The following is a 22,419-nucleotide window of genomic DNA, read 5'->3' on the forward strand; positions in this document are numbered from 1 at the left end:
TCGCCTGGAGAAGGCCGGCTTCAAGCTCGACTTCGGCGACGACGACTCCGGCCTGTTCATGAAGTACCTCCGTCGCGGCTCCGGCTACTACATCGACGTGGGCGCCAGCGAACTGATCGCGAACGGGACGATCAAGCTCGTGCAGGGCCAACTCGACCACCTGACCGAGAACACGGTCGTCCTCGCGACGGCACGGAACTCGAGGCCGATGTCGTCGTGTATGCCACCGGGTTCGGCTCAATGAACGGTTGGGCCGCCGATCTGATGGGGCAGGAGGTCGCCGACCGGGTCGGAAAGGTCTGGGGACTGGGCTCCGACACCACCAAGGGACCCGGGTCCGTGGGAAGGCGAACTGCGGCAACATGTGGAAGCCCACGCAGCAACCCGGATTGTGGTTCCACGGCGGAAATCTCCATCAGTCCCGCCACTATTCGCTGTATCTCGCTCTCCAGCTGAAGGCCAGGTACGAGGGGCTCGACACCCCGGTCTACGGACTCGGCGAGGTCCACCACTGAGCTGACAGCAGCCGGCAGCGCAAACGAGAAATGCCCCGCGACACCGTGGTCGCGGGGCATTTCCCTATGTCGAGAATGGAGAGGTCAGAGCATGTGTCTGAATAGCCATGTGTCTGAATAGCACTGTGGCCCTTCACCGAATGGGTGAAGGGCCACAGTGGGAAGTTGTGTTCGGCGGTGTCCTACTCTCCCACACTGGTTAAGGTGCAGTACCATCGGCGCTGGAGGGCTTAGCTTCCGGGTTCGGAATGGGGCCGGGCGTTTCCCCTCCGCTATGGCCGCCGTAACTCTGTGAAACAACCACAACAGTTGTTTGTTTGTGTTGTGTGTTGTCTCAGAAGATGCATAGTGGATGCGAACACTGTTCAGACTTTTGTGTCTGGTGGTGTTGTGGTGTTGTTGGTAAGTCCTCGGCCGATTAGTACCAGTCACCTGAACACATTGCTGTGCTTACAGTTCTGGCCTATCAACCCCATGATCTGTGGGGGGCCTTAACCCCGCTGAGGGGGTGAGAAACCTCATCTTGGAACAGGCTTCCCGCTTAGATGCTTTCAGCGGTTATCCCTTCCGAACGTAGCTAACCAGCGGTGCCCCTGGCGGGACAACTGGCACACCAGAGGTTCGTCCGTCCCGGTCCTCTCGTACTAGGGACAGGTTTCCTCAAGTTTCTTACGCGCGCGCGGATAGAGACCGAACTGTCTCACGACGTTCTAAACCCAGCTCGCGTGCCGCTTTAATGGGCGAACAGCCCAACCCTTGACCTACTCCAGCCCCAGGATGCGACGAGCCGACATCGAGGTGCCAAACCATCCCGTCGATATGGACTCTTGGGGAAGATCAGCCTGTTTCCCCGGGGTACCTTTTATCCGTTGAGCGACACCGCTTCCACTTGCCGGTGCCGGATCACTAGTCCCGACTTTCGTCCCTGCTCGACATGTACGTCTCACAGTCAAGCTCCCTTGTGCACTTACACTCAACACTGATTGCCAACCAGGCTGAGGGAACCTTTGGGCGCCTCCGTTACCTTTTAGGAGGCAACCGCCCCAGTTAAACTACCCACCAGGCACTGGTCCTGAACCCGATCAGGGTCCGAGGTTAGAAGTCCAATACGATCAGAGTGGTATTTCAACAACGACTCCACCAACACTGGGCGTGCCGGCTTCACAGTCTCCCACCTATCCTACACAAACCGTACCGAACACCAATACCAAGCTATAGTGAAGGTCCCCGGGGTCTTTTCGTCCTGCCGCGCGTAACGAGCATCTTTACTCGTACTTGCAATTTCGCCGAGTCTGTGGTTGAGACAGCAGAGAAGTCGTTACGCCATTCGTGCAGGTCGGAACTTACCCGACAAGGAATTTCGCTACCTTAGGATGGTTATAGTTACCACCGCCGTTTACTGGGGCTTAAAATTCTCAGCTTCGCGGACGAATCCACTAACCGGTCCTCTTAACCTTCCAGCACCGGGCAGGCGTCAGTCCGTATACATCGTCTTACGACTTCGCACGGACCTGTGTTTTTAGTAAACAGTCGCTTCTCTCTGGTCTCTGCGACCCACACCAGCTCCCACCGCAAGGGTGTTCACCAGCCTGGGTCCCCTTCTCCCGAAGTTACGGGGGCATTTTGCCGAGTTCCTTAACCACAGTTATCTCGATCGCCTTAGTATTCTCTACCTGACCACCTGTGTCGGTTTGGGGTACGGGCCGTGTACCAACTCGCTAGAGGCTTTTCTCGGCAGCATAGGATCATGGAATTCGCCTCAACGGCTACGCATCACCTCTCAGGCATCACGAGACACGGATTTGCCTATGCCTCGCCCTACAGGCTTACACCATACAACCACTAACTGGCCCCACTACCTTCCTGCGTCACCCCATCGCTTGCCTACTACCAGCCGAGGTCCCACGCATCACCCCACCGGGCACCCGAAGGCGCCTCGGAAAGGATCTGGATGGTTAGTACAACTGATTCAGCATGGGCGCGGATACACGGGTACGGGAATATCAACCCGTTGTCCATCGACTACGCCTGTCGGCCTCGCCTTAGGTCCCGACTCACCCTGGGCGGATTAGCCTGGCCCAGGAACCCTTGGTCATCCGGCGGCAGAGTTTCTCACTCTGCTTTCGCTACTCATGCCTGCATTCTCACTCCCACACCCTCCACCACTAGATCACTCTGTGGCTTCCACGGATGCAGGACGCTCCCCTACCCACCCACACACCTGGCCGGCCCTCCGTAGAGAACCGACAAGCTAACGTGTGAGTGCCGCGGCTTCGGGCGGTGTACTTGAGCCCCGCTACATTGTCGGCGCAGGACCACTTGACCAGTGAGCTATTACGCACTCTTTCAAGGGTGGCTGCTTCTAAGCCAACCTCCTGGTTGTCTTCGCGACCCCACATCCTTTTCCACTTAGTACACGCTTAGGGGCCTTAGCCGGCGATCTGGGTTGTTTCCCTCTCGACTACGAACCTTATCGCCCGCAGTCTCACTGCCACACTCTCACTTACCGGCATTCGGAGTTTGGCTGACGTCAGTAACCCTGTGGGGCCCATCGGCCATCCAGTAGCTCTACCTCCGGTAAGAAACATGTGACGCTGCACCTAAATGCATTTCGGGGAGAACCAGCTATCACGGAGTTTGATTGGCCTTTCACCCCTACCCACAGCTCATCCCCTCCATTTTCAACTGAAGTGGGTTCGGGCCTCCACGACGTCTTACCGTCGCTTCACCCTGGCCATGGGTAGATCACTCCGCTTCGGGTCTAGACCCGGCGACTCAAACGCCCTATTCAGACTCGCTTTCGCTACGGCTACCCCACACGGGTTAACCTCGCCACCGAGCACTAACTCGCAGGCTCATTCTTCAAAAGGCACGCCATCACCCACCCTCCAAAGGAGGCACAGGCTCTGACGGATTGTAAGCGTCGGTTTCAGGTACTATTTCACTCCCCTCCCGGGGTACTTTTCACCTTTCCCTCACGGTACTAGTCCGCTATCGGTCACCAGGAAGTATTCAGGCTTACCGGGTGGTCCCGGCAGATTCACAGCAGATTCCACGAGCCCGCTGCTACTTGGGAGAACATCACGCAAGACCATGTGCTTTCAGCTACCGGACTCTCACCGTCTACGGCAGACCATTCCAGGCCACTTCACCTAACACACAGTTTTCTGACTCACGCTTCCACAGGTAGATGGAAGAAGATGAACCCCACAACCCCACACGCACAACCCCTACCCGGTATCACATGCGCATGGTTTAGCCTCCTCCGCTTTCGCTCGCCACTACTCACGGAATCACTATTGTTTTCTCTTCCTATGGGTACTGAGATGTTTCACTTCCCCACGTTCCCCCACACAGCCTATACATTCAGCTGGTGGTAACACGACATCACTCGTGCTGGGTTTCCCCATTCGGACACCCTCGGATCACAGCTCGTTTGACAACTCCCCGAGGACTATCGCGGCCTACCACGTCCTTCATCGGCTCCTGGTACCAAGGCATCCACCGAACGCCCTTACACACTTACAACAACACCTACAAACAACCCCCCACACACAGAACCACAAAGGGCCCTGCACACGAGGATCGAATGTAGACATCACCAAAAACTCAAAAGTTTTCTGCTCAATCACACACCAACAACACCAGCCACCCCCACAAGGGCCGCCAGCCTTGCCGGCGCGAAATAAAGATGCTCGCATCCACTATGCACTTCTCAAACAACACACACCGCACCCAGCTGCATGCCTCCGCGCCCCACCACAGGACACCTCACCGACACACACCCGATCTGCAGCTCAGAGGAAAACGTGTGTTCCCTCAGAACCCCGATAGTGTGACGATCAACCCGCCGGCCTCACGACCTCAGCGGCAACCCAGATGTTTCGTCAGGCGACGAAACCCACAGGCTGTGTCTGATGTTTCACCCTCGAACACACACACGCCGCACAGACATACGCCGGCAGAAACGTGTGATGTTGTGTGCTCCTTAGAAAGGAGGTGATCCAGCCGCACCTTCCGGTACGGCTACCTTGTTACGACTTCGTCCCAATCGCCGATCCCACCTTCGACAGCTCCCTCCCACAAGGGGTTAGGCCACCGGCTTCGGGTGTTACCGACTTTCATGACGTGACGGGCGGTGTGTACAAGGCCCGGGAACGTATTCACCGCAGCGTTGCTGATCTGCGATTACTAGCGACTCCGACTTCATGGGGTCGAGTTGCAGACCCCAATCCGAACTGAGACTGGCTTTAAGGGATTCGCTCCACCTCACGGTATCGCAGCCCTCTGTACCAGCCATTGTAGCATGTGTGAAGCCCTGGACATAAGGGGCATGATGACTTGACGTCATCCCCACCTTCCTCCGAGTTGACCCCGGCAGTCTCCTGCAAGTCCCCGCCATTACGCGCTGGCAATACAGGACAAGGGTTGCGCTCGTTGCGGGACTTAACCCAACATCTCACGACACGAGCTGACGACAGCCATGCACCACCTGTCTACCAGCCACAAGGGAAGCCCCATCTCTGGAGCGGTCCGGTAGATGTCAAACCCAGGTAAGGTTCTTCGCGTTGCATCGAATTAATCCACATGCTCCGCCGCTTGTGCGGGCCCCCGTCAATTCCTTTGAGTTTTAGCCTTGCGGCCGTACTCCCCAGGCGGGGTACTTAATGCGTTAGCTACGGCACGGAACCCGTGAAAAGAGTCCCACACCTAGTACCCACCGTTTACGGCGTGGACTACCAGGGTATCTAATCCTGTTCGCTCCCCACGCTTTCGCTCCTCAGCGTCAGTTACTACCCAGAGACCCGCCTTCGCCACCGGTGTTCCTCCTGATATCTGCGCATTTCACCGCTACACCAGGAATTCCAGTCTCCCCTGTAGTACTCAAGTCTGCCCGTATCGCCTGCACGCCTACAATTGAGTTGCAGAATTTCACAGACGACGCGACAAACCGCCTACGAGCTCTTTACGCCCAGTAATTCCGGACAACGCTCGCACCCTACGTATTACCGCGGCTGCTGGCACGTAGTTGGCCGGTGCTTCTTCTCCAGGTACCGTCACTCACGCTTCGTCCCTGGTGAAAGAGGTTTACAACCCGAAGGCCGTCATCCCTCACGCGGCGTCGCTGCATCAGGCTTGCGCCCATTGTGCAATATTCCCCACTGCTGCCTCCCGTAGGAGTCTGGGCCGTGTCTCAGTCCCAGTGTGGCCGATCACCCTCTCAGGTCGGCTACCCGTCGTCGCCTTGGTAGGCCATTACCCCACCAACAAGCTGATAGGCCGCGGGCCCATCCTGAACCGCAAAAGCTTTCCACCAACCCCCATGCGAGAGAAAGTGAATATCCGGTATTAGACCCAGTTTCCCAGGCTTATCCCAGAGTCCAGGGCAGATCACCCACGTGTTACTCACCCGTTCGCCACTCGAGTACCCAGCAAGCTGGGCCTTTCCGTTCGACTTGCATGTGTTAAGCACGCCGCCAGCGTTCGTCCTGAGCCAGGATCAAACTCTCCATGAAAACCTAGCAAAACAACCAACCCACAAAAGAGCCGGCGTTTCAACACTAGAAGACCAGGAAAGAAAACCTGACCAATCCAAAAACCAGCTCACGCCACCCAGACGGGGCCAGATGACATGAACAAAAAAAATACATCAACATTCGTAAAGAATGCTCGATGCCAAAAACGGCATCAGACAATCCATCATCACACTATCGAGTTCTCAAAGAACACACACCCACCAGATACTCACCCCATCACAGGGCTTTCACCAGCCGGCTCGGTTCAGACCTTCAGACGCTCACCCCGTCTCCGGGGCAACTCTTCCAGCCTACCAGACCCGATCCCCACCCCGCAAATCCGTGGATCTGCACAGTAAGGAAGTCCGGCAACCCCAACCCACCCAGCCGAAACACAACAGGTCTCGAACCAGAGGATCAGGAGCGTTCAGCTCGAACCCGGTCTCCACTCCCCGAACCAAACCCTCACCGGGCCCTCCGGGGCGGCGCCGTGGCGCGCTGACTGGGAATAAGTTACGCAGATGAGTCGGCAACGTCAAATCGCCTGGTCACGGCGGGTGCATCGGGACGAAATCCCAGGTCGTCGAGCGCCCTTGACGATGCTGCCCGGAAAATTTCCGCGAAAATTCTTCCGAACCTGCCGCGGAGGTGGCTCGTAACAGGTAGAAGCGCAGGTCGTCGCTCGAAGTGTTGTCGACGAGGCCGCCCAGCCTCGAGGACGGGAGCAGTCTCTCCCCTGACTCAGAGCCATGCCCCTCCCCGCTGGGACCGGCCTGCCGTTCCGGCTGTGTGGGGATGCCGCGGATCGGGGAGCTGGGTACTGATCCCGCGCCTCGAGCCCCGGACCGATCGGGGCGAGATGTACCCACCCTCGATCCCGCCGACTCCCTCGCCTCGACGCGTGGGGCCGGCGCTTCGAAAGACCTTCATGCGATCGGCCTTCGCACGAGGTGTCGGCACTCCCCTGCCGCGACCGACTGCGCCGGCGGCGTACTCCGTACGTTCGCGCCGGCGACCCGGACGATGGGCATCGCAACCCCATCCATGCCGGGTTCGCCTCCGGGCGCGGTCGGGCCACAGCCCTCGGGGCACGCGCCACAGTCGTGGCATCGACGCGAAAAAGCGAGAACCCCCGCCCGGACATCCCGGGCGGGGGTTCTCGTAGTGGTAGCGGGGACAGGATTTGAACCTGCGACCTCTGGGTTATGAGCCCAGCGAGCTACCGAGCTGCTCCACCCCGCGTTGGTGAACACCACGTTACACAGCGGTTCGTCGGCTATGCAAATCGCGGGACCGATCGCAGCTGACCTGCAGAAATAGACGTGACAGCAGTCACTCGCACTCGATAAAGCGCAGGTCACGGCTCGGCGCCAGGATGAGCACTCATGCCCACCCGCGGTCGTCGAGGTTGGTGATCTGCATCACAGACGGGCGTACACTCGGGTCACCCGAACCGGGCCGACCCAACAACCGAGGAGGGAACCATGGCCATCCGTCACTTCCACCACGAAAGTCACGGCAACCACCCGATGAGCTTCGTCGGGTTCGTGCTCACCCTCGCCGGATTCCTGGCGGCCGCGCTGTGGCTGGTCCACATGGCGGCGGGCAACTCCGGGTACGCCGCGATCTCCGCCGCGGTGATGGTCGTCGCCTTCGCAGGCGCAGTGGCCATCTTCTACACGATCGGACACCGCTATCACCACAGCCCTGTCCTTCCTGACAACACCCCCGCCGAAACCGAGCGTTACCTGCGCAAGTACCGCAGGCGTCACTGATCGGATCGATCCAGGAAGGGGAAGAGAAAGACGAAGCCGGCCGATGCACCCCGTAGGTGCATCGGCCGGCTTCGTCGTGCGGGCTAGTTCTGGCCGGGCAGCGACTCGTACTCGGTCACTGCCTCGTTCAGCCGATCGAGCGCTGCGCCGTACCCCGCGAAATCGCCCTTGGTCTGGGCGTCGCGCAGGGCCTTGATCGCGTCGTCGATCGCCTTCACCGCGGCGTCACGCTCGGGCGACGAACCGCCACCCTGCGGCGGGGCCGGGCGCTGCGGTGGCGTCGCACCACCCTGTTCCTCCGGCTGTTCCGGCTGCTCCTGCTCCTGCCGCTCACCCGGCGGCGTGGCGAAGTCCGGATTGATGCCGACCTGACGCAGGGCCTCCTCCACCGTGGCGGCGTAACCGATCGGTGCGGTTCCATCGTCGGTGGACTCGTATCGGGTGATCACCCGGTACAGCCGCGGGAACGCCTCCTGGCCCTGGGCCTGGGCGTACACCGGCAGGACGTAGAGGATGCCGTTGTCACCCACCGGCAGCGTGAGCAGGTTGCCGTAGATCACGGTGGCCCGCCCCTCGAGCGGCTTGAGGGTGTCGGCGACCTTGTTGTCGGTCGTCATCGGGTTGAACGCCTGCTTGGGGCCGGCCGTCTGGTTGTTGGCGGGCAGCTCCTTGACGGTGATCTGTCCGTAGTCGTCCGGGTCCGACGACACCGTCACGTACGCGCCGAGGATGGGACGGTTCAGACGGGTCAGCACCGAGGTCAGCTGGAACGACGACTTCTTCGACTCCGGGTTCGCGGCGACGAAGTAGTAGGGCGGCTGATCGAGGCCACGTCGTTCGGCATCCGGGCTGGTCGGATCGGAGGGCACCGACCAGAAGTCGTTCGCCTGGAAGAACGTGCTCGGCGATTCGACGTGGTAGCGGGTCAGCAGCGACCGCTGGATCTTGAACAGATCCTCCGGGTACCGCGCGTGCTCGCGCAGCGAGATGTTCTTGTCGTACTCGGCGCGCGGGGCGACCGTGCCCGGGAACGCCTTCATCCAGGTCTTGAGAACCGGGTCCTCGTCGTCGACCTGATAGAGGGTCACCTCACCGGTGTAGGCGTCCACCGTTGCCTTCACCGAATTGCGCACGTAGGAGACGGTCTTGTTGACCTGGCTCCGCCCGGTCTGCCCGGGGTTGAGATCCTGCGCATCGGCGGTCGCGCTCTGCAAAGACATCGGCTGCGAGTACGGGTAGTTGTCCAGCGTCGTGTAGCCGTCGACGATCCACTTGATCGATCCGTCGTCCATCACCGCCGGGTAGGCCTTGGACTCGACGGTCAGCCACGGTGCGACCTTCTTGACCCGGTCCCGGGGATCGCGGTTGTAGATGATCTTCGAGTCCGACGTGATCTCGCTGGAGAGCAGGAAGTTCCGCTCGGCGTACTTGGCCGCGTACAGGACCCGGTTGAACCAGTTGCCCAGCGGCACGCCGGCAGGGCCCTGGTAGGTGTACTTGGCATCGCCGAGATCCGCCTCGCGCGGGGTCGCCCCGCCGACGATGGCGTAGTCGGGATCGATCTTGGCCAGCAGCTCGCCGAAGTAGATGCGCGGCTGGGTCACCTTGATCGGCGCGTCGCGCTTGTACGACTCGGTCTGGTAGTTCGTGGTGTCGCTGACGAAGTACAGCGGGTCACCGCCGCCGCTGAGGTCGCTGCCGGTGACCGCCTCGCGCACCCGGTTGGCCGGCGCGGCGATGAAGCCGTCGCCGTGCGTGTACACGAGGTGCTTGTTCAGCCAGTTCTGCTGGTTCTCCAGGTAACGGCTCGGGTCGAGCTCGCGGACCGTCACCACGAAGTCCCGGATCTGACCGTCGATCTTGTACCGGTCGACCGCGAGCTGGGTCGGGAATCCGTAGAAGTTCTGGCGCTGCTGCTGCTGGATGAAGGTCGGCGAGACGACGTTCGGGTCCAGGATGCGGATGTTGGACAGCGTCGGGGTGTCGGCGTCGACGGTCGCGGGATTCGCCGGCTCGGCCGTCCAGTTCTTCTGGGTGATCACCTTGTCCGGCCCGATGCCATACGCCTCCCGGGTGGAGTTGATCGCCCGTTGGATGTACTCGGACTCCTTCTGCGCGGCGTTCGGCTTGACCGAGAACTGCTCCATGGTGAGCGGCCAGCCCACTCCGATCAACAGCGCCGAGAAGAGCATCAGCACCGTTGCGAGGGCGGGGATGCGCAGGTCGCGCAGCACGATGCCGGCGAAGAACGCGATCGCGCAGATGATGGCGATCGCCATCAGGATGAGCTTGGACGGGAGCACCGCGTTGAGGTCGGTGTAGCTCGCGCCGGGGAAGATCTCCGCCTTGCGCTGGCTGGAGAGCAGGTTGTACCGGTCGAACCAGTAGGCCACGGCCTTGAGGAGGACGAAGGTTCCGGCCAGCACCGACAACTGCACGCGGGCCGCGGTCGTCACCGATCCGCCGCCCTGCCCGAAGCGGATGCCGCCGAACAGGTAGTGCGTCACCAGGTTCGCGAGGAACGCCACCACGATGATCACGAACAGCAGGTTCAGCACGAACCGGTAGAACGGCAGGTCGAAGGCGTAGAAGCCGAGGTCGAGTCCGAACTGTGGGTCCTTGCGGCCGAAGTCGGTCCCGTGCAGGAACATCTGCACCGTCGCCCACGAGCCCTGCGCGACCAGGCCGGCGAGCACGCCGATGATCAGCGCGGGAGCCACGGCGAACCAGCGGACCTTCGCCATGATCGCGGTCCGGTAGCGGGCCAGCGGATCGTTGGGACCCGAGGTCGGCACGAACACCGGCCGCGACCGATAGGCCAGGGCGAGCGCGCCGAAGATGATCAGCCCGACCAGGATCGTCGTGATCAGGAACAGGATCAGTCGCGTCCACAGCACGGTGCTGAAGACGTTCGAGTACCCCACGTCGCGGAACCAGAGCCAGTCGGTCGCGAGACCGACGATTCGTGGTCCGACGAGCAGGAGGACCAGGACGGCGACCCCGATGCCGATGACGATCTTGCTCCTGCGTGACAGTGTCGGCATTCCCGCCGGCCCTCGTACGCCCACCAGACCCACTCTCCAAAGCTCTCAATTCGGACAACGCCCGGCGAGACGTGCTGGGCCGGGCGTGGTGACCACCACTGTACTGGCACCGCCCGTGCGGGGACCCCACTCGGGCGTCGGGCCAACGAACGGGGACCGGCCCGGGTTCCGGACGGCCACGTGCCGGCGCTGTCGGGTTGGTGTCGTGGGCACAGTCGGGGTTGTCGTCGTGGGACACGGCCGGGCGAGGCAAGATGAGCGGGTGCCTGCCGACTCGACGACTCCCGGACCCACGCCGACAGCCCCCTGGTCGACCGAGGACCTGGGTACCGCATTGAGCGAGATCCTCGACCACGTCGACGACTCCGGATGGGGTCAGGCGGCCTCGGTGTACGCCCTGGTCCCGACCTCCGTGATCGCCGAGCAGACGCCCCACCTCGTCGACGACTCGCCGTCCGTGTTCACCCCGGTCGAGCAGGAGTGCCCCGACCTCGACGAGTTCCTGGCCTCGGCCGTCTGGCCCGATGCGGTCGCCGGCGCCGCGGTGGCCCTGGAGATCGTGGTCGCCGAACCGGGGCCCGACGACGACGGCACCCCGCGCCACGTGCCCCCAGGCGCGCCAGGTCCCTCGACGGACGGGCAACAGGCGCGGCTCGTCGTCGGAGTGCTGCGCAACGGCCGGGACCTGGCACTGATGCGGCTGCGCCGGCAGGAGGGCGACGAACCCGAGACGCTCACCCACCCGAAGCTCGCGACGGAGTTGCGGGAGGCCCTGGCCGGGACCTTCGAGCCGGACGAGCCCGGGACCTGATGGAGCGGACCCGGCGGGGTCCGGTTCAGCAGGTCGGCGCCGGCTTGCCCGCGCCGATCGCGTCGAGCGCGTCGACCGCGCCGTCGAGGCTCTCGACCTTGACCAGTTCCAGACCGTCCGGCCGTTCGGAGACGGCCTCCGCGCAATTGCGCGCGGGCACCAGGAACACCTTCGCCCCGGCATCTCGGGCCGCACGGGTCTTGTGGGTGATCCCGCCGATGGGACCGACCTCGCCGTCCGGGTCGATGGTCCCGGTCCCGGCGACGAACTCCCCGTGGGTCAGCGCCCCGGGGGTCAGCTGGTCGATGACCGCCAGCGCCAGCATCATGCCCGCCGACGGGCCGCCGATGTCGCCGACGGTGTAGGTGACCTTCAGGCTCGGGTCGGCGTTGACGACGTGGGCGGTCACCCCGAGGAAGCCGTTCTCCTCGTCGGCCGGGTGCTGTGCCACCGTGACCGTGACCGTCTGCGGGGCGCCCTGGCGGACGATCTCGATCGGCACCTCGGTGCCCGGCGCCTTCTTCGACACGACCTCACGCATCTGCTTGACCGTCTCGACCTCGACCCCGGCGATTCTCACGACCTCGTCGCCGACCTGCAGGACGCCCTTGGCCGGCCCGTCGGGTTCGACACCGGCGACGCGCAGCGCGGTGGGGCGGTCCAGGTAGCGCAGGGCGGCGGCGGTGGCGTTCTCCTCCGAGCCCACCATCTGGGCGGTGTTCTCCTGCCGGACCTCCTCGGTGGTCCGGTCCGGCGGGTAGACCTCGTCGCGCGGGGTGACCGAGTACGTGCCCGACATCCACTTGCCGAGGGCGCTGAACAGGGTCAGTCCGTCGTGGACGGAGACGGTGGTCAGGTCGAGGTGACCGTCGGCCGGTTCGGTCGGCACCCCGTCGATCTGCACGACCCTGCGTTCGACGACCTCGCCGTCGTCCTCGACCTTCGCGGTGCCGAGGGTGTTCAGCGTCGGCCCGGGGCCGAGCGCCACGTACGGCACCCGCACCTGATTGCCCACCACGAGCAGAGCCAGCAACACGAACACGCTGACGGCGACGGTCGCGATCCTTCTGAGACGGGGGCTCGAACTCATTCCGCCCACGATAATGCCCCCAGCAGTGACGATGACGCGGGCACCGCCAGCGCGGACCCGGGCGCAGGACGCCGCCGCCCCGGAACGTCGCGAACCACGTGCCGGACTACGCGCACGGCGAACATCCACGACCCGTCGCGGCCCCCACCGGGCGGTACGGTGGACACATGAGTGATCTGCCCTTCGGCTTCTCGTCGTCCGGTGACGACGACGACCGCGAGAAGAACAGCGGCGACCGCGACAAGCCGGGCGACGCCGCCGGCGGCAACCCCTTCGGTGGCGCCAACCCGTTCGGATTCGCGATGGGCGGACAGGGACTGGGCGATTTCGATCCGTCGAACTTCGATCCGAACATGCTCGGCCAGATGTTCAGCCAGCTCGGCAACATGCTCAGCGGCATGGGCGCGGGTCTGGCCGGCGGCGGTTCCGGACCCGTGAACTATCAGGTCGCCGTGAATCTCGCGCGCCAGCAGATCGGTTCGTTCACGCCCGTCCTGGAGAAGGAGATCTCCGCCTCGGCCGACGCGGTGCGCCTGGCCGACGTGTGGCTCGACGACGCGACCATCTTCCCCACCGGCGTCACGCAGACCGTCGCATGGACGCCCGTGCAGTGGCTCGAGGAATCCCTCGACACCTGGAAGGTCCTCTGCAACCCCATCGCCGAGCAGCTCGCCCGCACCTGGCAGGACAACCTGCCGGCCGAGGCGGCGCAGTTCGCCGGGCCGATGCTCGGCATGCTCACGCAGATGAGCGGCATGGCCTTCGGCACCCAGCTCGGACAGGGCCTGGGCCAGCTGGCCAAGGAGGTGCTGACCTCCACCGACATCGGCCTGCCGCTGGCCCCCGAGGGGATCGCGGTGCTGCTGCCGGAGGCCATCGCGAAGTTCGCCGAGGGTCTCGGACTGCCCCCGCAGGAGATCATCGTCTTCATCGCCGCCCGCGAGGCCGCGCACGTGCGGCTGTTCGCCCATGTGGGCTGGCTGCGCCAGCGCCTCCTCGCCACGGTCGAGGAGTACGCCCGCGGGATCAGCATCGACTTCAGCGGGATCAACGAGGTCACGAGCAACATCGACCCGACCGAACTCCTGTCCGACCCGTCCAAGCTGGAGGAGCTCATCAGCTCGTCCACCTCGTTCGAACCGACGACGACGCCCGAGCAGAAGGCCGCCCTCGAGCGGCTCGAGACGCTTCTCGCGCTCATCGAGGGCTGGGTGGAGCAGGTCGTCACCCTCGCACTGGGCGACCGGATCCCGAGCACCGCCGCACTGACCGAGTCGATGCGCCGGCGTCGCGCATCCGGCGGCCCCGCCGAACAGACCTTCGCCACCCTGATCGGCCTAGAACTGCGCCCGCGAAAGGTGCGCGAGGCGTCGGAGCTGTGGCGCAAGGTCCTCGAGGCCACCGACCTGTCCACCCGCGACGGCGTCTGGGAGCACCCGGACCTGCTCCCCGACTCCGCCGACCTCGACAATCCCGCGGGCTTCGTCGACCGATTGCTGACCTCCGACTCCGATCTCGACAACGCGATCGCGGAGCTCGAGAAGTCCCTCGCCGAGCAGGACGATCCCGATACCGGTGACGGTTCGGGCGGGCCGGGGCCCGACGGCGACTCCTGAGCCGGCCGTCTCCACAGATCTCACGTCGCGCGCCATGTTGTGGATAACCCGGCTCGCCCGGGTCGGCGGCCGGATTTCGCTGGCAGAGTTGCGCCATGTCCATCACGGTTCCGCTCATCCGGCCGGGGACCCCGATCCTGGTGCGCCCGGGCAACCGCGTCCACGTCGGGATAGACCCGGCCGGCAGCGTGATCATCGAGCTCGACGCCGCGATATCGGCCCACTCGGTCGCCGCGATGCTGCGCCGGCTGGAACAGCCGTGCACCCCGGAGGCGCTGCTGCGCCGGGCCTCGGCCGCGGGCCTCGCACGCGAGGAGATCACCGAACTCCTCGACGGACTGTCCGCGGCGGGCCGAACCCTTCCGGCGCCCGCCGACAAGCCCTCGGGCGCACCGAGATCCGACGAGTTCCGCATTCAGATCCATGGTCAGGGCCCGCTGGCGGACATGTTGAGTGCGTCGCTGCGTCAGCAAGGACTGTCGGTGCACCGCACGATGCGTCGCCGTGCGGACGGCTCCCTGGACACCGTCGACACCGAGCTGGTGATCCTGAGCGACTTCCTCGTCCACGATCCGCGAGTGGTGTTCGCGCTGACGCGGGCGCGTATCCCCCACCTGCTCGTGCGGGTGCGCGACGGCGTGGGAATCGTCGGCCCGCTCGTCCTGCCCGGGCTGTCGAGCTGTCTGATGTGCGCCGACCACCATCGGTCCGACCTCGATCCGGAGTGGCCGGCGATGGCCGTCCAGCTCATCCGCGTGCCGGGCGACACCGATCCGGCGATCGTGGGTCCCACGGCGGCCATCGCCCACGGGCAGATCATCCGGCTGGTGGGCGCACTGCGTTCACCTGCGGCGCAATCGGCTGCGCTCGACGAGCCGGAGCTGTTGAATCGGGTCGTGGAGTTCCGGAACGATCCGGTCCGGACGCGCAGCCGCCGGTGGTCACCGCACCCCGACTGCGATTGTCGTCCGATGGGAGACGATCGGGGCAAGTCGTCTAAAGTGTGACGCGGAAAGGATGCTATGACCGACATCACTCGGGGGCAGGGTCGTCGCAACGCTAAGTTGGCTTCTCTCCCTCTCGGTATGGCCGGACGTGCGGCGGCGGGCCTCGGCAAGCGCATGGTCGGCAAGGACAAGGACGAGGTCAACCAGGAGCTGCTCGAGAAGACCGCGGAGCAGTTGTTCGCGGTGCTCGGCGAGCTCAAGGGCGGCGCCATGAAGGTCGGCCAGGCGCTGTCGATCATGGAGGCGGCGATCCCCGACGAGTTCGGCGAGCCGTTCCGCGACGCACTGACCAAGCTGCAGGCGGAGGCCCCGCCGATGCCCGCGGACAAGGTCCACAAGGTCCTCGACCAGCAACTCGGCACGCGGTGGCGTGAGCGGTTCCGGGAGTTCTCCGACGAGCCGGCCGCGTCGGCGTCGATCGGTCAGGTCCACAAGGGCATCTGGTCCGACGGCCGCGAGGTCGCGGTGAAGGTGCAGTATCCGGGCGCCGACCACGCACTGAAGGCCGACCTCAAGACGCTCTCGCGGATGTCGGGACTGCTCCAGAAGCTGTCGCCCGGCACCGACGTCAAGGCGATGATGGACGAGCTCATCGACCGGACCGAGGCCGAGCTCGACTACCTCGGCGAGGCCGAGAACCAGCGGGCCTTCGCCAAGGCCTACGACGGCAGCCCGGACTTCCTCGTGCCGAAGGTCATCGCGAGCGCCCCCAAGGTCGTGGTCTCCGAGTGGGTCAACGGCGTTCCGCTGTCGCGGATCATCCGCGAGGGCGATCAGGAGACCCGCAACGACGCCGCGGCGAAGATGGCCGAGTTCGAGGTCAGTTCGCCGTACCGCGTCGGCCTCCTGCACGGCGATCCCCACCCGGGCAATTTCTTCCTCGCCGACGACGGTCGCTTCGGCATCCTCGACTTCGGTGCCGTCGGCCACTACCCCGGCGGCCTGCCCCCGGAGACCGGACCGATCCTGCGGCTCGCCCGCGACCGCAAGTACGACGAGCTCCGCGAGCTGATGGTGGAGACGGACTTCATCCGCGCCTCGCACGCGCACAAGGTGACCGCCGCCGACCTCGAGGCCTACATGCGTCCGTACGTGGACCCGCTGTACTCGGAGTCGTTCCACTTCACCCGCAAGTGGATGCAATATGCGGCCGGCAAGGCCACCGATCTCAAGGGCGAGGTCTACAAGACCTCACGAAACCTGAACGTGCCCAAGCGGTTCGTGATGGTCTTCCGCGTGCTCGGCGGCTGCGTCGGGATCGCCTCCCAGCTCGAGGCACACGCTCCGTACCGCGCGATCATGGAGAAGTGGGTGCCGGGCCTGGCCGACGAGTGACGGGATGGGCGCGCGCCCGCGCCGCCCCGCGACCACACAGACGACGACACCGGCGTCGTGAGCGTTCTGCTCACGACGCCGGTGTCGTGTGTCAGGCGACATTCTTGCGCGGACGACCACGCGGTCGCTTGCGGGCGATCACGACGCCGCGCTCGAAGATCTCGCCGCCCCAGACGCCCCAGGGTTCGGCTCGGTCCAGCGCTGCCTGCAGGCACTGGGTCTTGAGCGGGCACTCGGCGCACAGGGCCTTGGCACGCTCGAGATCACGCGGGTCGTCGGCGAACCACAGGTCGGCGTCGGTGACCTGGCACGGCAGGTCGATCCGTGCGGTCGCTGCGCGGTCAGCCGAGATACAGGACTCGAGGACGCATTCGACGGTCATGGGTTTCTCCACATCTGCTCGTTGTCGGGTTTGTCGACCCGTGAACCTCGATGTGGCTGTCGTTCCGAATCCCCTTGTCAGGGGCCAGAGTTCGGATGACAGAAAGAGGGCCACGGGTTCGCCTCTGCGATTCGCCCGTGGCCCGGATATCTCGGAGGATCAGCTCCGGAGAATCGGTGTCGGTACGGGGAACCCATGCGGCGCGGGGGCTGCGGCTTCTGCTGCCGGCGGCGCGACGAGCGCTACCTGCGCTGCTGCCGGATGCGCTGTCGCGAGATGCTGTGCCGATGCGGCGGCGCGACGCGCCACGGCGGGCGCGGCCGCGACCAGGGCTCGCGAAGCCGGACGTGCACAGACAGCCGGGATCCAGGAGCGGGTGCGACGGGTGCGCGAGACGGCGGCGAACGCCGGGATCGGCTTGGCCGCAGGCACGGCGATGACGGCCTGGTTCACGGTGGTTCCGTTCACTGATCCGCTCCTTTCTTCTTCTCGGCGCTGGTGCTCTGGGTCGGCCTCGACTCGAGCGATGGGTTCCGTCGGGACACAGGCGTTCTCCACCCGTGTGCTGACTGGTGACCAGGGTAGACCGTGCGCAAAGAGCCGCACAACCTATTTTTGACCTGCGGTTTTGATGATCTCGAGCAATTCCTCGCCGTACTCGTCGAGCTTCGACGCCCCGATCCCCGGGATCGACACCAGCCCCGCGGTGTCCGTCGGCCGTTGCTCGGCGACGGCGGTGAGGGTCTTGTCGGAGAACACGACGAACGCCGGGACCTTCTTCTCCTGGGCGCGCTCGCGGCGCCATTCCTTCAGGGCGACGAGGAGGTCCTCGTCGAGGTCCGATGGGCACGACGAGCATCGGCCGAGCAGTGTCGCGGTGGAGCCGGTGAGCCGCGCTCCGCAGACCCGGCACGACGGCCCCTTGCGCGGGGTCCGCTCCTTCGCGATCTTCGACGCCGGGGAGTCGTCGGGCACGAGGTCGTTGAGGAAACGCGACCGGCGGCGGGCGCGGCCTCCCTCGTTGCGGGCCAGCGCCCACGACAGGTGGAGGTGCTCCCGGGCGCGGGTCACGCCCACGTAGAAGAGTCGGCGCTCCTCCTCGATGTCCTCCCACGAGCCCTTGATGGCCTGGCTGATCGGCAGCGAGCCGTCGGTGAGCCCGACGAGGAACACCGCGTCCCACTCGAGGCCCTTGGCCGCGTGCAACGACGACAACGTGACGCCCTGGACGGTCGGCGGGTGGCGGGCCTCGGCGCGGGCCGACAGCTCCGCCGACAGATCCGGCAGGGTCAGCTCCGGGTTCTCGGCGATCATGTCCTCGGTCAGCTGCAGCAGCGCCTTCAGGGACTCCCAGCGGGCACGCGCCTGGGCGCCGGACGGCTCCTCGGCAGACAGTCCGAGCTCCCCGAGCACCGACCGCACGACGTCGAGGGTCCCGACGCCGGGGCGAACCTCGCGCCCGGCGACGGACGCGAGTTGGCGCATCGCCTGACGGACCTCGGTGCGCGCGAAGAACGCCTCGCCCCCGCGGACCTGGTAGGGGATCCCCGCCTCGGTCAGCGCCTGCTCGTAGTTCTCCGACTGGGCGTTGACGCGGTACAGGATGGCGATCTCGGAGGGCGCGACCCCCTGCTTGATGAGGTGTTTGATCTCGATCGCGATCGAGGTGGCCGCGGCCGGCTCGTCGTCGTACTCGGCGAACGTCGGCTCGGGCCCCGGGGGCCGCTGCCCGATGAGGCGGAGTCGGGTGCCGGCGATGCGGCCGCGCGCGGCGCCGATGACCCGGTTGGCGAGGTCGACGACCTGCGGGGTGGACCGGTAGTCGCGTTCGAGCCGGACGACCGTGGCGTCGGGGAACCGGCGGGAGAAGTCCAGCAGGTAGCTCGGGGAGGCGCCGGTGAAGCTGTAGATCGTCTGGTTGGCATCGCCGACGACGGTCAGGTCGTCGCGCTCGCCGAGCCAGGCGTCGAGCAGGCCCTGCTGGACCGGCGTCACGTCCTGGTACTCGTCGACGACGAAACACCGGTAGCGCGAACGGAACTCCTCGGCCGCGCCGGGGTCGACGGTGAGGATCTGGGTCATGTAGATGAGCAGGTCGTCGAAGTCGAGGAGCCGGTCGCCCTCGGGCGAGACCTTGGCGTCCTCGTACTGCTCATACACCGCGGCGACCTTGGGCGGCGGCGCCGGCGACTCCCGCCCGAGGCGGCGGACCGCCTCCACGTAGCTCTCCGGGGCGATCAGCGTGGCCTTGGCCCACTCGATCTCCGAGGACAGGTCGCGCAGGGTGTCGGTCGAGGTGTCGAGGCCGGCCCGGCGCGCGGCGCGCGAGATGAGGGGGAACTTGTTGTCGAGCAGTTCCCACCGCGCATCGCCGAACACGTGCGGCCAGAAGTAGCGGAGCTGCCGCATGGCCGCGGCGTGGAAGGTCTGGGCCGCGACGTTGCCGGTGTGGCCGGCCCCGACGCCGAGGCTGCGCAGGCGGGTCCGCATCTCCCCCGCCGCGCGGGCGGTGAACGTCACTGCGAGAACCTGCCCGGGGTTCACCTGCCCGGTGTCGACGAGGTGCGCGATACGGCGGGTGATGGTGCGGGTCTTGCCGGTTCCGGCCCCGGCCAGGACGCACACGGGTCCGCGGGGCGCGAGGACGGCCGCGGACTGCTCGGGATCGAGCCCGTCGACCGCTCCGGCGTCGCGAGAGCTGGTGGGGGTGGTCGGATGGCGCACGGAGTCCACTATGTCACCACCCACCGACGGCGCCCGGCCGCCGACCCGCCCGTGCGTGACAGGCACCACTGTCCTCCGCGGCGTCGACGGGAACAGCCCGCCGCGGCGTGGTGTTATGAGGTTCATGAGCAACGTGATCGACGACGCGGCCGGCACCACCGACTCCGGCGAACTGACCATGTACACCACCACGTGGTGCGGCTACTGCCGCCGTCTCAAGACGGCGCTGAAGGCCAGCGGGATCCCGTGGAAGGAGATCGACATCGAGGCCGATCCCGCCGCCGCGGAGTTCGTGGGCAGCGTCAACGGCGGAAATCACGTCGTGCCGACGGTTCTCTACGCCGACGGCACCACCGCGACCAACCCGTCGATCGCCGACGTCAAGAAGAAGCTCGGCGTCTGAGTCGCCACCTTCTGATCTGCAGACGACGAACCCGGGTCCGGCATCCGCGCCGGCCCGGGTTCTCTCGTGTCGGGGTGCCCATCCCGTGGCTGTCTATCCCGTGTCTGTCTGTCCCGTGGCCGCCCAGGACTCGATGAGGGTGCGCGCGATCGAGATCGACCCGGGCAGCTGCAGTCGCGGGGGCGTCCCGTCCGGAGCGGGGTCGACGCGGGTCCATCCGTCGCGCGAGAGCGCCTCGCGCACCTCGTCGCGGTGGAACCACCGTGCGTCACCGATCTCGCCGTCGAGGAACTGCAGTTCGTCGGCCGGGTCTCCGATGGCGGCGAAGCCGAGCATCAGCGACCGCGGGAACGGCCACGGCTGGCTGCCGAGGTAGCGCGGCTCGCGCACCACGATGCCGACCTCCTCGTGGACCTCGCGGATGACGCACTGCTCCAACGACTCCCCCGGTTCCACGAAGCCGGCCAGGGTCGAGTACCAGCCGTCGGGCCAGATGGCCTGGCGGCCCAGCAGGATCCGGTCGGCACCGTCGTGCACGACGGTGATGATGGCCGGATCGGTGCGCGGGAACTCGTCGCGACCGGAGTCGACGCTGCGACGCACCCAACCGCCGCGCGCCGGCACGGTGACCGAGCCGTCGACCGGCGAATGCCTGGCCGTGTCATGCCAATTCAGGATGCCGAGTGCGGTGACCAGCAGCCCGGCCTCGTCCGCGGTCAGGCGTTCGGCACCCCGGCGGGCGTCGTCGGTGGGACCGTCGACGTGGTCGACGCGGCGGGTCCAGCGGTCGACGCCGTCGACCACGCCCAGGAACACCGCATCGGCCGGCGGGGCGTCGGCGACGGTCGTCGCCTCGACCCAGTGCAGGGCACCCGAATCGCCGACCGGATAGCGGCCGTTGGGATCGACGAGCAGCACCTTCGCCGTCGGCCAGCCGGCGGCCATCCGTTCGGCGTCGTCGCGGATCTCGTCGGCGCGGTCGAATCCCGCGCGCGAGAGCATGGGCAGTTGGAGCAGGTCGAAGTGCACGTCGTTCCCCTGGTGGTCGGTCGGGTGGGCGGTGTCGGGCCGGTCCGGTCGGATGGCGAGCGTCCGCCCGTCAGTCGTCGGACGTGCTCTTGCGGACGTACAGCAGCCGGTCGCCGGCCTCGATCTGTTCGACCTCGGCGTCGTCGACCCGATGGAGCACGCCGTCGCGGACCACGCCGAGCACGATGTCGCGCGTGTGCGCGGGCGATCCGCCTGTCTCGCTGGGATCCACCTCGCGTTCGGCGATGGAGTACCCGATGTCCGGGGTGAGGAGGTCCTCGATCATCTCGACCACCGATGGCGTCATGGTGGCAATGCCCAGCAGGCGGCCCGCCGTCTCCGACGAGACGACCACGGAGTTGGCGCCGGACTGGCGCATGAGGTGGGTGTTCTCCGACTCGCGGATCGACGCCACGATCTTCGCGCGCGGATTGATCTCGCGCGCGGTGAGCGTCGCGAGGACCGCGGTGTCGTCCCGGTTGGGCGCGACGATGATGTTCTTGGCGTGCGCGACGCCTGCGAGGCGCAGGACGTCGGACTTGGTCGCGTCGCCGCGGACCGTGACGAGCCCGTCGGCCGCCGCCGCCTCGAGGACCGCGGGTTCGGAGTCGACGACGACGATCTCCGAGGGCTTGACCCCGTCGCCGCGCATGGCGTCGACCGCGGTACGTCCCTTGGTTCCGTAGCCGATGACCACGGTGTGATTGCGCACGGCATTCCTCCAACGCTGGATCTTGAGCGCCTGCCGGGACCGTTCGGTGAGCACCTCGAGGGTGGTGCCGATCAGCACGATCAGGAACAGCACACGCAGTGGCGTGATGATGACGATGTTGACGAACCGGGCGAACGGGCTGATCGGGGTGATGTCGCCGTAACCCGTGGTCGACAGCGTCACCGCCGAGTAGTAGAGCGAATCGAGATAGGACAGCGGGTTGCCCTGCGCGTCGCGATAGCCGTCGCGGTCGATCCACACGACCACCGAGGTGAAGAACAGCGCCAGGCACGCCCAGAGGACGCGGCGACCGATCGCACGGGCCGGGCTCTGTTCGAGTTCGGGGATCCGGACGACGCCGACCAACGCGTAGTCGGGTTTGCCGGCCAGCTCGTCCCCGGATCCGAACCGGCGGCGCAAGCGGTTACGCATGGTCACATCTGGCGCTTCTGGGGTTCGC

At 65.5% G+C, this 22,419-nt stretch carries 13 protein-coding genes, 1 tRNA gene, 3 rRNA genes and 1 pseudogene; 7 read left to right on the forward strand and 11 right to left on the reverse strand.

From position 1 onward, the window contains the following. Positions 1-515, forward strand: a pseudogene (locus E1P53_RS20580) (NAD(P)/FAD-dependent oxidoreductase); the annotation flags it as partial. A 169-nt stretch (positions 516-684) separates the two neighbouring features. Here E1P53_RS20580 and rrf read toward each other — a convergent pair. From rrf to E1P53_RS07005, 4 genes are all read right to left on the reverse strand, one after another. Next, a 5S ribosomal RNA gene (gene rrf / locus E1P53_RS06990) occupies positions 685-801 on the reverse strand. Between the two features lie 112 nt (positions 802-913). Further along, positions 914-4,043, reverse strand: a 23S ribosomal RNA gene (locus E1P53_RS06995). 464 nt (positions 4,044-4,507) lie between these two features. Beyond that, positions 4,508-6,031 (reverse strand): 16S ribosomal RNA (locus E1P53_RS07000). Together the 16S, 23S and 5S rRNA genes form the textbook arrangement of a ribosomal RNA operon. 1,165 nt (positions 6,032-7,196) lie before the next feature. Further along, positions 7,197-7,273, reverse strand: a tRNA-Met gene (locus E1P53_RS07005). A gap of 242 nt (positions 7,274-7,515) precedes the next feature. Between E1P53_RS07005 and E1P53_RS07010 the strand changes: the two genes are divergently transcribed. After that, positions 7,516-7,806 (forward strand): hypothetical protein, encoded by a 291-nt coding sequence (locus E1P53_RS07010; protein ID WP_006899758.1) that lies wholly within the window; start codon positions 7,516-7,518, stop codon positions 7,804-7,806. An 83-nt stretch (positions 7,807-7,889) separates the two neighbouring features. Here the strand turns inward: E1P53_RS07010 and E1P53_RS07015 are convergent, their stop codons facing one another. Next, on the reverse strand, positions 7,890-10,850 hold the full coding sequence (locus tag E1P53_RS07015) for a UPF0182 family protein (protein ID WP_006899757.1): 2,961 nt from the start codon (positions 10,848-10,850) through the stop codon (positions 7,890-7,892). A 262-nt stretch (positions 10,851-11,112) separates the two neighbouring features. Here E1P53_RS07015 and E1P53_RS07020 point away from each other — a divergent pair, with 262 nt between their 5' ends. After that, positions 11,113-11,661, forward strand: coding sequence for a PPA1309 family protein (locus E1P53_RS07020; RefSeq protein WP_006899756.1), 549 nt, complete (start codon positions 11,113-11,115; stop codon positions 11,659-11,661). Positions 11,662-11,686: 25 nt separating this feature from the next. On the opposite strand, the gene E1P53_RS07025 is transcribed toward E1P53_RS07020, so the two are convergent. Then, the gene (locus E1P53_RS07025; RefSeq protein ID WP_174320702.1) at positions 11,687-12,751 is read right to left on the reverse strand and encodes a YlbL family protein; all 1,065 of its coding nucleotides are present in this window, start codon (positions 12,749-12,751) and stop codon (positions 11,687-11,689) included. A 167-nt stretch (positions 12,752-12,918) separates the two neighbouring features. Here E1P53_RS07025 and E1P53_RS07030 point away from each other — a divergent pair, with 167 nt between their 5' ends. The 3 genes from E1P53_RS07030 (at position 12,919) to E1P53_RS07040 (ending at position 16,709) form a co-directional block, all read left to right on the forward strand. Then, positions 12,919-14,367 (forward strand): zinc-dependent metalloprotease, encoded by a 1,449-nt coding sequence (locus E1P53_RS07030; RefSeq protein WP_006899754.1) that lies wholly within the window; start codon positions 12,919-12,921, stop codon positions 14,365-14,367. 95 nt (positions 14,368-14,462) lie between these two features. Continuing rightward, positions 14,463-15,374, forward strand: coding sequence for a bacteriocin biosynthesis cyclodehydratase domain-containing protein (locus E1P53_RS07035; protein ID WP_006899753.1), 912 nt, complete (start codon positions 14,463-14,465; stop codon positions 15,372-15,374). A gap of 15 nt (positions 15,375-15,389) precedes the next feature. Next, on the forward strand, positions 15,390-16,709 hold the full coding sequence (locus E1P53_RS07040) for an ABC1 kinase family protein (protein WP_131733852.1): 1,320 nt from the start codon (positions 15,390-15,392) through the stop codon (positions 16,707-16,709). A gap of 91 nt (positions 16,710-16,800) precedes the next feature. Here the strand turns inward: E1P53_RS07040 and E1P53_RS07045 are convergent, their stop codons facing one another. The 3 genes from E1P53_RS07045 to E1P53_RS07055 form a co-directional block, all read right to left on the reverse strand. Then, complete coding sequence (locus tag E1P53_RS07045) at positions 16,801-17,091, reverse strand: WhiB family transcriptional regulator (RefSeq protein ID WP_109239331.1); 291 nt, start codon at positions 17,089-17,091, stop codon at positions 16,801-16,803. Between the two features lie 159 nt (positions 17,092-17,250). Further along, complete coding sequence (locus E1P53_RS07050; RefSeq protein ID WP_006899750.1) at positions 17,251-17,559, reverse strand: hypothetical protein; 309 nt, start codon at positions 17,557-17,559, stop codon at positions 17,251-17,253. 141 nt (positions 17,560-17,700) lie between these two features. Beyond that, positions 17,701-19,824: an ATP-dependent helicase gene (locus E1P53_RS07055; RefSeq protein WP_131734512.1), complete on the reverse strand. Its 2,124-nt coding sequence runs from the start codon at positions 19,822-19,824 to the stop codon at positions 17,701-17,703. Between the two features lie 115 nt (positions 19,825-19,939). Here E1P53_RS07055 and E1P53_RS07060 point away from each other — a divergent pair, with 115 nt between their 5' ends. Further along, the gene (locus E1P53_RS07060) at positions 19,940-20,218 is read left to right on the forward strand and encodes a mycoredoxin (protein ID WP_006899748.1); all 279 of its coding nucleotides are present in this window, start codon (positions 19,940-19,942) and stop codon (positions 20,216-20,218) included. Positions 20,219-20,311: 93 nt separating this feature from the next. On the opposite strand, the gene nudC is transcribed toward E1P53_RS07060, so the two are convergent. Further along, the gene (gene nudC, locus E1P53_RS07065; protein WP_210754405.1) at positions 20,312-21,220 is read right to left on the reverse strand and encodes an NAD(+) diphosphatase; all 909 of its coding nucleotides are present in this window, start codon (positions 21,218-21,220) and stop codon (positions 20,312-20,314) included. Between the two features lie 97 nt (positions 21,221-21,317). Further along, positions 21,318-22,391 (reverse strand): potassium channel family protein, encoded by a 1,074-nt coding sequence (locus tag E1P53_RS07070; RefSeq protein ID WP_109239410.1) that lies wholly within the window; start codon positions 22,389-22,391, stop codon positions 21,318-21,320. Positions 22,392-22,419 lie beyond the last annotated feature (28 nt).

The organism is Gordonia paraffinivorans (assembly GCF_900683595.1).
GTDB classification, from domain to species: domain Bacteria; phylum Actinomycetota; class Actinomycetes; order Mycobacteriales; family Mycobacteriaceae; genus Gordonia; species Gordonia paraffinivorans.